The 12789-nt window shown below is 52.0% G+C and carries 11 protein-coding genes and 1 tRNA gene; 7 read left to right on the top strand and 5 right to left on the bottom strand.

Annotated features, from left to right (window positions below; all coding sequences use genetic code 11):
* Nucleotides 1-8: 8 nt before the first annotated feature.
* The 4 genes from ACAW87_RS15215 to hemC form a co-directional block, all read right to left on the bottom strand.
* A complete protein-coding gene (locus ACAW87_RS15215; protein ID WP_370724348.1) occupies nt 9-1478 on the bottom strand; it encodes a UDP-N-acetylmuramoyl-L-alanyl-D-glutamate--2,6-diaminopimelate ligase in 1470 nt (489 codons plus the stop codon).
* A 127-nt stretch (nt 1479-1605) separates the two neighbouring features.
* Entirely contained in the window at nt 1606-2877 is a 1272-nt protein-coding gene (locus tag ACAW87_RS15210) for an ABC transporter permease (RefSeq protein ID WP_370724347.1), read from the bottom strand.
* Nucleotides 2877-3314: a GNAT family N-acetyltransferase gene (locus ACAW87_RS15205; protein ID WP_370724345.1), complete on the bottom strand. Its 438-nt coding sequence runs from the start codon at nt 3312-3314 to the stop codon at nt 2877-2879. Before ACAW87_RS15205 ends, ACAW87_RS15210 begins: the two co-directional genes overlap by 1 nt.
* A gap of 111 nt (nt 3315-3425) precedes the next feature.
* The gene (gene hemC / locus ACAW87_RS15200) at nt 3426-4349 is read right to left on the bottom strand and encodes a hydroxymethylbilane synthase (RefSeq protein WP_370724343.1); all 924 of its coding nucleotides are present in this window, start codon (nt 4347-4349) and stop codon (nt 3426-3428) included.
* 264 nt (nt 4350-4613) lie between these two features.
* Between hemC and ACAW87_RS15195 the strand changes: the two genes are divergently transcribed.
* Nucleotides 4614-5006 carry an Hsp20/alpha crystallin family protein gene (locus ACAW87_RS15195; protein ID WP_370724342.1) on the top strand — a complete coding sequence of 131 codons (393 nt, stop codon included), beginning with the start codon at nt 4614-4616 and terminating at the stop codon, nt 5004-5006.
* Between the two features lie 275 nt (nt 5007-5281).
* Here the strand turns inward: ACAW87_RS15195 and ACAW87_RS15190 are convergent, their stop codons facing one another.
* A complete protein-coding gene (locus tag ACAW87_RS15190; protein ID WP_370724340.1) occupies nt 5282-6808 on the bottom strand; it encodes a polysaccharide biosynthesis C-terminal domain-containing protein in 1527 nt (508 codons plus the stop codon).
* Between the two features lie 172 nt (nt 6809-6980).
* On the opposite strand from ACAW87_RS15190, the gene purH reads away from it, so the two are divergent.
* The 6 genes from purH (at nt 6981) to ACAW87_RS15160 (ending at nt 12725) form a co-directional block, all read left to right on the top strand.
* Nucleotides 6981-8477 (top strand): bifunctional phosphoribosylaminoimidazolecarboxamide formyltransferase/IMP cyclohydrolase, encoded by a 1497-nt coding sequence (purH, locus tag ACAW87_RS15185; protein WP_370724338.1) that lies wholly within the window; start codon nt 6981-6983, stop codon nt 8475-8477.
* Nucleotides 8478-8687: 210 nt separating this feature from the next.
* Nucleotides 8688-9452 (top strand): lysophospholipid acyltransferase family protein, encoded by a 765-nt coding sequence (locus tag ACAW87_RS15180; RefSeq protein ID WP_370724336.1) that lies wholly within the window; start codon nt 8688-8690, stop codon nt 9450-9452.
* A gap of 110 nt (nt 9453-9562) precedes the next feature.
* A complete protein-coding gene (gatC, locus tag ACAW87_RS15175) occupies nt 9563-9853 on the top strand; it encodes an Asp-tRNA(Asn)/Glu-tRNA(Gln) amidotransferase subunit GatC (RefSeq protein ID WP_370724334.1) in 291 nt (96 codons plus the stop codon).
* Nucleotides 9854-9924: 71 nt separating this feature from the next.
* Nucleotides 9925-9995 (top strand) — tRNA-Gln (locus ACAW87_RS15170).
* 113 nt (nt 9996-10108) lie between these two features.
* Nucleotides 10109-11998, top strand: a complete 1890-nt coding sequence (locus tag ACAW87_RS15165) for an ABC-F family ATP-binding cassette domain-containing protein (RefSeq protein ID WP_370724332.1) — start codon at nt 10109-10111, stop codon at nt 11996-11998.
* Nucleotides 11999-12092: 94 nt separating this feature from the next.
* Nucleotides 12093-12725, top strand: coding sequence for a DedA family protein (locus ACAW87_RS15160; RefSeq protein ID WP_370724331.1), 633 nt, complete (start codon nt 12093-12095; stop codon nt 12723-12725).
* The last annotated feature ends 64 nt before the right edge of the window (nt 12726-12789 follow it).

Raw genomic sequence — 12789 nt, 5'->3', positions numbered from 1 at the left:
GAGCAAAGTTAGTGGTTTTGAAATGCCTCGCGAAGCACTTGCCGGTCGTCAAAATCGTGTTTTACGCCCTGAATATCCTGATAAGTCTCGTGTCCTTTACCCGCAACCAGGATAATATCGTTGGGGCGAGCCAGTTTTACGGCGGTTGAAATAGCTTCGCGCCGGTCTTCAATGGTCTGCGCTTTCTTGTAATCCACCGGTGACAGCCCCGCCTGCATTTGCTCCAGAATAGTCATCGGGTCTTCAAATCGCGGATTGTCGGATGTTAAAATCACCCGGTCGCTGAATTTGCCGGCAATCTGCGCCATGATGGGTCGTTTGGCCGCGTCACGATTTCCACCGCAACCCACTACGGTGATTATTTGGGGGAAAATGCCCTGCTCGTTATCCTGACGAAGGTTCGTGATCGTTTCCAACACGTTTTGCAGCGCATCCGGCGTGTGGGCATAATCCACAATGCCGACGATCCGATTATCTGAAATAACCTGCTCGAAACGGCCCTGTGGCGGCAACGTACCTGAAAGTTCAGTCAGCACCTCTTCTTCGTCTTCGCCCAGCAACACCGCTGCGCCGTAGACCGCCAGCAGGTTGTAGGCGTTGAACCGGCCAATGAGTTTGAACCACACCTGCCGATCGTCGATCAGCATTTCGAGGCCAAACAATCCGTCGGCCAGCACCTTGCCTTTGAACGTACCTAGGGTTTGCAGCGAGTAGCTTTCCTTGCGGGCCAGCGTGTTTTGGAGCATTACCAACCCTCGCTTATCGTCGGCGTTGGTGAGCGCAAAAGCGGAGCGGGGCAGTTGGTCGAAGAACCCCTTCTTGGCTTTGATGTAATTGTCGAATGTGCCGTGGAAATCGAGGTGGTCGTGAGTGATGTTCGTGAAAATGCCCCCGGCGAAGTGCAATCCCGCAATGCGCTCCTGCACCACGGCGTGTGAACTCACTTCCATGAACACGTGCGTACAGCCCTGCGCCAGCATCTGCGTCAGCAGTTCGTTGGTCGTGATCGAATCCGGCGTGGTGTGCGTAGCGGGAATGACCGTCTCGCCAATCTGATTCTGCACCGTCGACAACAGGCCACAGCGATAGCCAAGCGCGGTGAACAGTCGGAAAAGTAGCGTGGCCACCGACGTTTTGCCGTTCGTCCCCGTCACGCCCACCAGCTTTACCTTTTTCGATGGATGCCCGTAGAAATTAGCCGCCGCGATCCCCATTGCCTGCGGGGCGTTGGCCACCTGAATATAAGTGATTGAGTCGGCGCGTTCGGTAGGGAGTTCTTCGCACAAGATAGCCGTAGCGCCCAGGTCGATGGCTTTCGGAATAAATGCATGTCCGTCTGAAACGGTACCACGCACGGCAATGAACAGGCTCCCGGAACGTACCTGCCGCGAATCCATCGTCAGGTGCGTCACCTCAGCGTTCATATCCCCCGCCGTGGCGAGGAGGGAGACTTTATAGAGAAGATCGGAAAGTTGCATAAGAGGGAGGAAAGGGAGGAGGGAGGAAAGGGAAGAGAGGGAGGGGGGGGGGGAATAAAGGGAGAAAGCAGATAACGCGTCAGCTTCCTTCTTCCCTTTATTCCCCCTCCTCCCTTTCCTCCTTCATTTATTCCTCCGCTAACGTTCGTGAAATGTTCATTCGGTATACGCCGATGGCAGGAAGGGCGGCCGCAACGAGGCCAATGCCAACGGCGACGGCCAGTAGCCACCATTCGTCGGGCAGAATACTGGCATCACTGAAACTGTAGTGGTAATTGCCTTCTACGAATTGGGAGAGCAGCCACAGGCCGAGGCGGCTCAGGGCCAGGCCCGCCACGAAACCGATCAGGGCCAGCACCAGTCCTTCAAGCAGGAGCATACCGAACAGTTGCGCCCGCGTGGCACCCATCGAGAGCATCAGGGCCATTTCGTAGCGACGTTCTTTCAGCGAGTTATAGAGCGATACAAATACGCTGATGCCCGCTACAATGATAATGGCCAGGGCCAGACCGCGCAGGGTCTGTACGCCAACGCCAAGCAGATCGAACAGGCGGTTTACCTCGATGGCGGGCAGCGCAGCCTGAAGTTTCGAGTTATTGTCGATACCGCGCTTGAGCATCATGCCCATTGGGTTCCGAAACTTCACCAGCATACTGGTAATTTCCGGGCCGGGACCTGCTTCGTGGTCATGCTCGTCTTCATGGGCTTCGTCGCCGTCATGATGTTCGTCGGCTGCGGTTGCACCGCCGGGGCCTGTAGCTTCCTCGTCGTGGTGACCCTCCTCATGATTATGCACTGCCCAGATGCTGGATACGTTGGTCAGGATCAGCTGATCGCAGACGCTGTTGCTGGGAGCCATCAGGCCTACCACCTTATATTTTTTATCACCGTGTTCTTCACCATTTCCATCAAGCCCGTGCTGACTGGCAAAGCTATCGCCTACTTTCAGACCCGTTGCGGCGGCCACGCGCGTACCAATTACCACATCGAGGTCTTCCTTGAACAGTTGCCCCTGCGCCACGCTCGCTCCGAAATGGTCGAGGTACTTTTTGTTCGTACCTACAATCCTGAACGACTTGTAGCTATCGCCCATCGCCAGCGGAATCGCCGTTTTGATCATCGGGTTACGCGTCAGCCGTTCAGCTTCCTCGAGCGGGATGTTCCCTACCGGCGAGTCGATTTGGTAAATGCTCGACAGGATCAGTTGCAACGGTGACCCTTTTGCGCCAATCACCATGTCGATGCCCCGAATGTTGCGGCTAAACTGATCCTGCAACTGCTTATTCAGCAGCAACAACAACGAGATAATGGCAATACCAAGCGTCATCAGCAGCCCACTCAGGAAACTGCTCAGCGGCTTGTCGACCAGATTACTCCAACTTATTTTGGCGAGGTTCATTATGTCAGTTTGAGCGAAAAATGATGACTGGTGATGTTAAATCGTTTATTCAAATAAAGCCGGTGGGCATCATAGCGGGTTGGATTCTGTCCCGAATCTAATGAAACCGTCTCGAAACCCATCTGCCGGGCCTGCTCAATCACAAAATCAACCAGCGCACCGGCATACCCTTTTCCCCGGGCCTCCGGCAACGTCGACAGGTCATCGATGTAGATCGTTTTGCCGGAAACCAGCATCGTCATCTGTCGATAAGTGATCACGCCAGGCGCAGCGGAATCATCGTCGAGGTCCACGAACGCAACGCTGAACCGGTCGTTAGCCAGTTGTTCGTGCAACAGGATCAACGCAGTATCTTCCGTTAAATGCGGCCGTAACGCCAGCAAAGCCGGTAAACAACGCCGCAAGTCAGTATCGGTATGAGCGAAGTTGATGGACATGGAAAAGGGGTTCGTTGTTTGTCGTTTGAAGTTTGTGGTTGCGTTGCTAAATCAGGATATGGTGATTTAGCAACGCAACCACAAACTTCAAACGACAAACAACGAACTGATTTATAGTGCTGCTCGAATGCTTTGCAAGATTTCGTCGCCGCCACGGGTTAGCAGCGCTTCGGCCAGGTCGTGGCCTAGTTGCTCGGCTTGCGCGGGTGGGCCGCTGAAGGTTTCACGGAGTATGTCGGTACCGTCGAGGCTGATGAGGCCGCCGGTTAGGTTGATTTCTTCGCCCGCCCACGTGGCCAGCGCAAACACCGGAATGCTGCAACCACCTTCCAGCCTACGTAGAAAGGCGCGCTCGGCTTTCAGGCAAGCTTCGGTTGGCTCGTGATTGGTTAGAAAACGTACCTGAGCAAGCTTATCGAGGGGTAGCGTGTCGGCGGCTTCAATGGCTACGCTGCCTTGCCCAACAGCGGGGGTAAACTCGCTGATCGGCAGGTGTTCGGCAATCAGATCGTCGTAATGCATGCGATGAACACCGGCATAGGCCAGCAACAGCGCGTCGCAATGCCCATCATCCAGCTTACGGAGCCGCGTTTGCAGGTTACCCCGCATGTCGACTACGTTGATGTGTGGGCAATAATGTCGAAGCATCGCTACCCGCCGCGTCGACGACGTACCTATCGTAAAGGCCTGCCCCGATGTGAGCGAAAGCGACCCGTTCCGGCTGACCAGTACATCGTTGACGCGCTCACGTTCAGTGAAGGCAATAATGCTGAGGTCGGCGGGGAGGCTCGACTGTAAATCTTTGGCCGAGTGCACGGCAATATCAACCGCACCCGACCGAAGCTGGTCTTCCAACTCCTGCGTAAAAATGCCTTTGCTGCCGATTTTCGACAGTGACCGATCCAGAATCTGATCGCCCTTTGTTTCAATCAACACCAGTTCAGACGTAATTTCTGCCGCCTGAAGTAGCTGCTGAATATATTCGGCTTGCCATAGGGCCAGTCGGCTGCTGCGCGTTCCAATTCGAATATGCATAGGGCAAAGGTACAACCAGACGTTCAGTTTCGTGGGTGTAGACCCCGTTTCACGCCTTTTTCAGAGACTGCGTAATTTTCGCTACAACTTACGCTACCTGCCGAAAATTAGTTGAAGTCCACTTAAGACTTTTTACACGTCAAAACGTCTGATTATCTGACGTTTTGCCCGTTTTTTTTCTGTCAATCTGGCACCATAAAGCGGCTTTAAACCATCAGGCACAGCTTTTGTCTATATAACATCGAACAGTAAACAACACGTACTATGAGAACAGTAGATCATGTGTTTAAAGGAACAGGCGGACAAATCGATTTGCTCAACACGTTGTATGGCGGATCGAGCCTGACAGAAATGAAAGTGAAGCGCGAAGACGACCGGCTGGTCATTCGCCTGTCGGCTCCCGGCGTCAGTGCCAACTCATTTAACGTGTTGGTAGAAGGAAACAAATTAGTGCTGTACACCTTGTTGGTTCACGATAGTGAAGCGGCAGGTCAACGGCTGGCAGTACCTATGTTTTTGAAAGTGATCGACATTCCTGATTTCATCGACGCCGAGAATATCGAGGCCGAGCATGAATACGGTCGGGTAATCGTGAACCTACCTTTCAACGACGAAGAGCACGAGTATCGCAACATCGACATTAAGAATTTATTCTAATGCTTCCTGTCTAGGGCCACTAGGGGCCCTGTTACATATAGATGCGTGCGGCCCGATCTTACGAGATCGGGTTTCTTTTTTTGTGGGTGTCTCGGTTGAGAATATTGGTTCGCGTTGTAGGTTGCTTTCGCGCGTCCCTTCGACAGGCTCAGGGTGACAGGACACCCAAGAATGTAAATGACTAACTTGAGTAAGTGGGTCACCCTGAGCCTGTCGAAGGGCCGCGCGAAAGCAACCTACAACGCGAAGCCATACAGCATACACGCCAGCTACACCTACTTCAACCGCGCCCGCACCACCGGCCCGAACGTTTTCCACTCCACCGCCACAATACAACCCAAAAACAGGCCAAACAGAGCCATGTGGTAGGGGACAGACAGCCACAGGTTGCTTATCTGAACAAATGAGGAAAGGTAGATGAGCAATCCACCGCCCAGAATGTAGCCCGCCGCTGAAAGCAAGTCGTAAGGAACGGGGTAATATTTCTCGCCCAATACATAACACATTACCGTCATCACCACGCTGGAAACCAGAAAGGCCCAGGCGCAGCCCATGTAGCCCATTTGTGGAATGAGCAGGTAATTCAGCCCAAACGTCACCGCTAGCCCGACCGCCGTAATCAGCGTACCGAACTTCGTCTTGTCCGACAGCTTGAACCAGAACGAAATGTTGTAATAAATGCCCAGAAATAGGTTTCCGAGCATCAGTAGCGGAACAACCGTAAGGCCGATTCGGTAGTTTTTTTGAAGAAAGAGTCCGGCTAAATCGATGTTAAGGCTTACGCCCACCCAGAGGGTTACGCAAACGATGATAAACCATTTAGTAACTCGAGCCAGCAGATCGGGCGCATTTTTGTCGTCGGCTTGTCCAAAGAAAAACGGCTCGGCCGCAAATTTGAATGATTGAATGGCCAGACTGATAAACACCGACAGCTTAAAGCACTGTCCATAAATTCCTAACGCCCATTCGGACGTGCGGCCCGGATAGAAATTATCGGGTAGGAACTCGCGGAGAAAAAGCCGATCTGTTAGGCTGTTCAGTACGCCCGCCAGTCCCGTCAGCATAATTGGGAACGCGTAGATAATCAGTGTTTTAGCTTGCGGCCAGGTCAGCATAGGCCGAAAACTGGCAAACACATCGCGCAGGATCAGGAAATAAAGCGCGTTGGCAATCAGGTTGGCCAGTAAAATATAGCCGGGGCCAATCTCAGGACGGTAGAAGAATGAGGCAAATGGAAGCAATTCTGGCAAAAACCGACCTTCAACAATGCCTTTGCAGAAGGTGATGAAAAACAGGTTTAGCGCCACGTTTAGCAGAATATTAATCAGCTTGGCAGCCACAAACCGTTTGGCTTTATTTTCAACCCGTAGCCGGGCAAACGGAATAGCCATGATCGCATCAATACCCACAAGCATGGCCGTCCAGCGAATAAACCGTTCCTCGCCGGGGTAGCCTAGGACGATGGTAACAGGCGTAGCGAAGATCAGAATCAGGGCGGTGGCAACCAGGCTAATAATGCCAACGATGGTAAGCGTTTGGTTGAAAATACGTTGCCGTTCCGGGGCATTTTCAATGCCTTTATTACGGGCGGCAAACCGAAAAAAAGCTGTTTCCAGACCTAGCGTATAGATCGTTAGCAACACCCCAATCCAGGCATAAAGCGTTACGTTCGATGAAAGGTCTTCCGCCTTAATAAACGCATAGGTCTGAATAGGCGCCAACAAAAAATTGACCGACCGCGCGGCAATGGTACTGATTCCGTATAGGGCCGTGTCGCCTGCTAATTTCTTAAATGCGCTCAATGTATTCGTAGGTTGCACCGTACCTGAAGCCGCATGAAACGGGTCAGATACGGTGCGAAGATACGGCGTATACGTCGACTGCCCGCAAAACGGATAGGCTGTCTATCTTTGCAGCAGTGAATGAACGCAGATCTGTATTGTTCATTCTGCACTGTACATTATACATTACCTAATGAAAATCTCCTCTGCGCTGCTTTCGGTCTATTACAAAGACGGCCTCGAACCCATTGTCCGGTTGTTACACCAACAGGGCGTTACGCTCTACTCGACGGGCGGTACCCAAACGTTTATCGAAGAACTGGGCATTCCAGTTATTCCCGTTGAGTCGCTGACCGGCTACCCGTCGATCTTCGGCGGTCGGGTAAAAACCCTGCACCCAGCTGTATTCGGTGGTATTCTCTACCGTCGCGACAATGAAGGCGACGTAGCGCAGGCGCAGGAACACAACATTCCCGCCATCGACCTAACGGTGGTTGACCTGTATCCGTTTGAAGAAACCGTAGCGTCGGGTGCTTCAGCTGAAGACATCATCGAGAAAATCGACATTGGTGGTATTTCGCTGATCCGGGCTGGTGCCAAGAATTTCCAGGACGCCCTGATCGTTTCATCGCGCGACCAGTACGCCGATCTGTTGCAGGTGTTGACCGAAACCGACGGGCAGCCCGATTTGGAAACGCGTCGCCGCTACGCGATGGAAGCCTTCGCGACCACCTCGCATTATGACACGGCCATTCACCAGTACTTCGCGGGAGAAACCGCGCAGAAGAAAAGCGAGCTTCGCTACGGTGAAAACCCGCACCAAAAAGCCACTTTCCACGGCGACCTCGACGCCATTTTCGATAAACTGCACGGTAAAGAGCTGTCGTTCAATAACCTGGTCGACGTTGACGCCTGCGTTGGTCTGATCGACGAGTTTACTGCCAGTGGTCCTACTTATGCGATCATTAAGCACACCAATGCCTGCGGTATTGCATCGGCGGCTACATCGGCCGAAGCGTACGCCAAAGCCCTGGCTTGTGACCCCATCTCGGCGTTTGGCGGCGTAGTGATCACCAACGTACCTGTGGATCTGGCAACGGCGGAGGAACTGAACAAACTGTTCATGGAAATCCTGATCGCGCCCGATTACGCACCTGAGGCACTGGAACTGCTGAAATCGAAGAAAAACCGCATCCTCCTGAAACGGAAACCGGTTGAATTGCCCACCACGCTGGTGAAAACCATTCTGAACGGCGTACTGGAACAGGACAAAGACAACGTGACCGAAACGGCCGATCAGTTCACGACGGTTACCGACAAAGCGCCAACCGATAGTGAGGTTCATGCCCTGGAGTTTGCCTTGAAAGTGTGCAAACACACGAAATCGAATACGATCATTCTGGCGAAAGAAGACGTGCTGCTGGCAAGTGGCGTAGGCCAAACCAGCCGCGTAGATGCGCTGAAACAAGCCATTGAGAAAGCGCATGCTTTCGGGTTTAGCCTCGACGGGGCGGTGATGGCGTCTGATGCGTTCTTCCCCTTCCCTGATTGCGTTGAAATTGCCGGTCAGGCGGGCATTACGGCAGTGGTGCAACCCGGCGGCTCTATCCGCGACAAAGACAGCATCGAGTACTGCAATCAGCACGGCATCGCCATGGTGACTACCGGCGTTCGGCACTTTAAACACTAATTGACGTTTTGTTGCTTCGCGCTGGCGAGGATTGTCACCCTGAGCCTGTCGGGGACGCCTAGTCGAAGGGCCCAGCGAAAGCAATCCTCGCCAGCGCGAAGTCGCACATTTATCGCAGCCATTCATTGGCTAGAATGTAGACAGTATACTGCAAGTAGTAAGCTGATTTTAGTAATATTAGGTTTTGACATCTCATAACCCCTGTGACTCGTGCTAAAATCCTGGCTCAGCTTACTTTACACGATCTGGTGCGTCATCATGTTTGTGGTGCTTTTCTTGCTGATGATGCCCTTTATTCTGTTGGGAAGCTGGTTGGCAAGTGGGAGAAGTAAGGTTGGGCTATCTCTGGCGCATGGAGCGGTACGGTTATGGGCAATCCTGTTGTTCTTCTTCATTAGAATGCCGATCCGTGTCGACTGGCAATTCCGGCCCGAGCGCGGTAAAGCCTATGTATACTGTGCCAACCATTTTTCGTACTTCGATATAGCCGTGGCGGCCGTAGTGGTGCCGGGTTTGTACGCTTTTATCGGAAAAATCAGCGTCAGGAAATTACCGCTGTTTGGGTATATGTATGCCAAACTGCATATCATGGTCGATCGGTCGAGTGCGCAAAGCCGAGCTTATTCACTGGCTAAGTGCATGCGAACACTAGGGGAGGGACGTAGCATCGTTATTTTTCCGGAAGGAGGCATCAAGGCGACGAACCCGCCCGAAATGGTATACCCCTTCAAAGACGGGGCATTCACGATGGCCATTCAGAAACAAGTGCCTATTGTGCCCATGACACTAGTGAATAATCACCGAATTTTACCCGACGCCAGCCCATTCCGAATAAATTGGGAGCCCATTCAGGTCGTTGTCCACGAACCCATACCAACTACCGGCCTAACCCAGGCTGATGTCGGCACACTCCGCGAACAGACATTCCGGATTATTGAACACGAATTGACCAAGCGTACGTTGTCTGTGGTGTAGAAGAGTTTGTTGTTTGTGGTTTGTTGTTGCGCTGCAGATCACAATACGTTATTAAGCAGCGCAACAATAAACCACAGACCACAAACAACAAACCCTAAAATTGTCCCCTCATGAAAGTCGATACCGAAACTTTACATAAAATTGCCCATTTGGCTCGTTTGGAAGTTAACGAGGCAGAAGAGGCTGGTTTGCTGAACAGTCTGAACAGTGTATTGGACTGGATGGAGCAACTGAACGAGGTTGGTACCGTCGGCGTGGCTCCGCTAATGCATATGTCGGAAGAAATTGATAACGTACTCCGGCAAGATGTAGTAGCTAATCAACTGCCTATTGCTCAGGCACTGACTAATGCGCCAGACCATGATGAACAGTTTATAAAGGTGCCAAAAGTGATGGAGTGAAGATTTTTTTTGGAATTTGACTTGATTTGAGACTCCTCAACTTCGTATATTTGCACTCGCAATTGCGAAATAGCTCGATAGTATAAGGGTAGTACATCAGATTTTGGTTCTGTCTGTCTAGGTTCGAATCCTGGTCGAGCTACTTACAAAAAGCCGATTCTTCACCGAGTCGGCTTTTTTTGTACCGTCTAGCGGAGTGGCACTCCGCTGCCACCTCCAATTGATCAATAAGCGGAGTACCACTCCGCTAGACCTATGAATTACCTATCAGCCGAAAACCTTGCTAAAGCCTACGGCGACCGGACGTTGTTCCGAAATATTAACTTCGGCATCAGCCGGGGCGATAAAATTGCCATTGTGGGTGCCAACGGGTCAGGCAAGACCTCTTTACTCGAAATTCTGGCCGGTGCTGCCCCTCCCGATGAAGGACTGGTGAGTGTTCGGAAAGATATAACAGTTGGTTACCTCAACCAACAACCCGATCTCAACGAAGCCCTCACCATTCTGGAAGAGGTGCTGTCTGGTGAAAGTGCGCAACTCGATGCCGTTCGGGCCTACGAAAAGGCGCTGACCAACGAAGATGATCCTGCCGCGCTGGAAAAAGCCATGAGCCAGATGGAAAAGCTGGAGGCTTGGGACTATGAAGCGCAGATCCGCCAGATTTTGGGCGAATTGGGCATTCAGGATGTCGAGCAACGCGTAGGTACGTTGTCGGGCGGGCAACGCAAGCGAGTGGCTCTGGCGCGGGTATTGATTCAAAACCCCGACCTGCTGATTCTCGATGAGCCCACCAACCACCTCGATCTGGAAGCCATCGAATACCTCGAAAGCTTCCTGAACACCAACAACGGCACGCTTTTGATGGTATCCCACGACCGGTATTTCCTAGATCGGGTGTGTAATCAGATCGTGGAAATGGACGCGGGCCAACTCTACAGCTACAAGGGCAACTACGCGTATTTTCTGGAAAAGAAAGCCGAACGCATTGCCATCGACGCTGCTGAGTTCGAAAAGAATAAGAATACCTACCGCCGCGAGCTGGAGTGGATGCGTCGACAGCCGAAAGCGCGGGGCACCAAAGCAAAGTACCGCGAAGATGCGTTTGAGGACCTGGAAGGGAAAGTGAAAAACCGCCGCAACGATGGCGAACTTGATCTGAACCTGCGCGTATCGCGGTTGGGCAGCAAAATTCTGGAAGTCGAAAATCTCAGTAAAAGCTTCGGCGAGAAGATATTGCTCGATCATTTTACCTACACCTTCAAACGGCAGGATCGTGTGGGTCTGATCGGTAAGAATGGCATGGGTAAGACCACGCTGCTTAATATGCTGATCGGCGAACTGCGCCCCGATTCGGGCAAGATTACGGCAGGTGGCACGGTGAATTTCGGCTACTACACGCAGAGCGAATTGAACATCGCCGACAATCAGCGCGTGATTGATGTGGTACAAGAGGTTGCTGAGGTGATGAAACTTGCCGACGGACAAACCATAACGGCCAGCCAGTTGCTCCACCATTTTCTCTTCGACCGGCAGAAACAGTACGATTTCGTGGCCAAACTGAGTGGCGGCGAAAAGCGGCGACTGCAACTGCTATTGGTGCTGGTGCAGAACCCCAACTTCCTGATTCTTGACGAGCCAACGAATGATCTCGACATCACGACGTTGAACGTACTGGAAGATTTTCTGCTCAATTTTCCCGGCTGCGTGATCATCGTTACCCACGACCGGTACTTCATGGACCGCCTGGTCGACCACGTATTTGTATTGGAAGGGCAGGGCAAAGTGCGCGACTATCCGGGCAACTACACCGACTACCGCGAATGGCGCGACGCCCAGCCAAAGAAGAACGCCGCCACCAAAGAATTGGCCTCTGCCAGTCATAAACTGGCCCCGGTAGATCTGTCGGCGAGCAAACCAGCCGTGTCTGCTCAGAAAAAGAAATTAAGTTTTAAAGAACAGCGTGAATATGAAGCGCTGGAGTCCGAAATTGACGCCCTCGAACAACGGAAAGCCGAGGTGATCAACTTGCTGAACAATGGCGGTCACCATGAACAGCTAACAGCCTGGGCAAAGGAGATCGAGGACATTGAAGCACAGGTTGCCGCCAAATCAGACCGCTGGCTAGAGCTGGCGGAACATATGTAATGGGAATTAAGAATTAAGAATTAAGAATGGCTCTGCCAAGTAACGTACCTGAGCGGAGCCATTCTTAATTCTTAATTCTTAATTCCATCGAAGGATGGACGCTATTCTTGACTTTTTCCGGTATTTGCTCAATTCCGAGGAGATCATCCGTACGGGTGGGCTCGTTGTTGTTACGCTGATTGTGTTTATAGAGAACGGAATCATTTTTGGCTTCTTTCTGCCGGGCGATTACCTCCTCTTTCTGGCCGGTGTGTTTGCCGGTACCAAGGTGCTGGCGGTGTCGCTGATGTTGCTGATGGGCTGCATCTTCGGGGCAGCAGTAGCTGGGGCCTTATTGGGCTATGGTATCGGCTATTTCTTTGGCCGAAAACTACAGAACCGACCCGACTCGCTGTTTTTCAAGCAGGAATACATCACCAACACCCGCAAAACGTTTGAGCGATACGGTAGTCAGGCCCTGATTGTGGCTCGCTTTCTACCCGTTGTACGCACCTTCGCGCCGTTACTGGCGGGAATTATTCACATGAACCTGGGCCGGTTTATGCTCTACAATGTCCTTGGCGGCGCCATCTGGACATTCGTACTGGTAGGTGGTGGGTATTTCTTCGGAGTGCAGTTTCCGTGGATCATCAACTACGTCCACTGGATCATCCTTTTCTTCCTGGCGGTTACTACGTTTACCGTTGTTCGAGGTTATTTAAACTCAAGGAAACCTACCGATAGATAAGAGATATAGTGCGCTGTTAGTTGTAATATCCAAAAGCTCACTTTATTTGTCTCGAGTTTCACTA

Source organism: Fibrella aquatica, assembly GCF_041321135.1.
GTDB lineage: Bacteria > Bacteroidota > Bacteroidia > Cytophagales > Spirosomataceae > Fibrella > Fibrella aquatica.
Note: the sequence above shows the minus strand (reverse complement) of the source record. Positions and strands in the feature narration are given on the sequence as shown.

Excerpts from the sequence above, each read along its gene's own strand:
- purH (WP_370724338.1), top strand. The coding sequence starts at position 6,981 with ATGAAAATCTCCTCTGCGCTGCTTTCGGTCTATTACAAAGACGGCCTC.
- ACAW87_RS15205 (WP_370724345.1), bottom strand. The coding sequence starts at position 3,314 with ATGTCCATCAACTTCGCTCATACCGATACTGACTTGCGGCGTTGTTTA.
- ACAW87_RS15215 (WP_370724348.1), bottom strand. The coding sequence starts at position 1,478 with ATGCAACTTTCCGATCTTCTCTATAAAGTCTCCCTCCTCGCCACGGCG.
- ACAW87_RS15195 (WP_370724342.1), top strand. The coding sequence starts at position 4,614 with ATGAGAACAGTAGATCATGTGTTTAAAGGAACAGGCGGACAAATCGAT.
- ACAW87_RS15160 (WP_370724331.1), top strand. The coding sequence starts at position 12,093 with ATGGACGCTATTCTTGACTTTTTCCGGTATTTGCTCAATTCCGAGGAG.
- hemC (WP_370724343.1), bottom strand. The coding sequence starts at position 4,349 with ATGCATATTCGAATTGGAACGCGCAGCAGCCGACTGGCCCTATGGCAA.
- ACAW87_RS15165 (WP_370724332.1), top strand. The coding sequence starts at position 10,109 with ATGAATTACCTATCAGCCGAAAACCTTGCTAAAGCCTACGGCGACCGG.
- ACAW87_RS15210 (WP_370724347.1), bottom strand. The coding sequence starts at position 2,877 with ATGAACCTCGCCAAAATAAGTTGGAGTAATCTGGTCGACAAGCCGCTG.
- gatC (WP_370724334.1), top strand. The coding sequence starts at position 9,563 with ATGAAAGTCGATACCGAAACTTTACATAAAATTGCCCATTTGGCTCGT.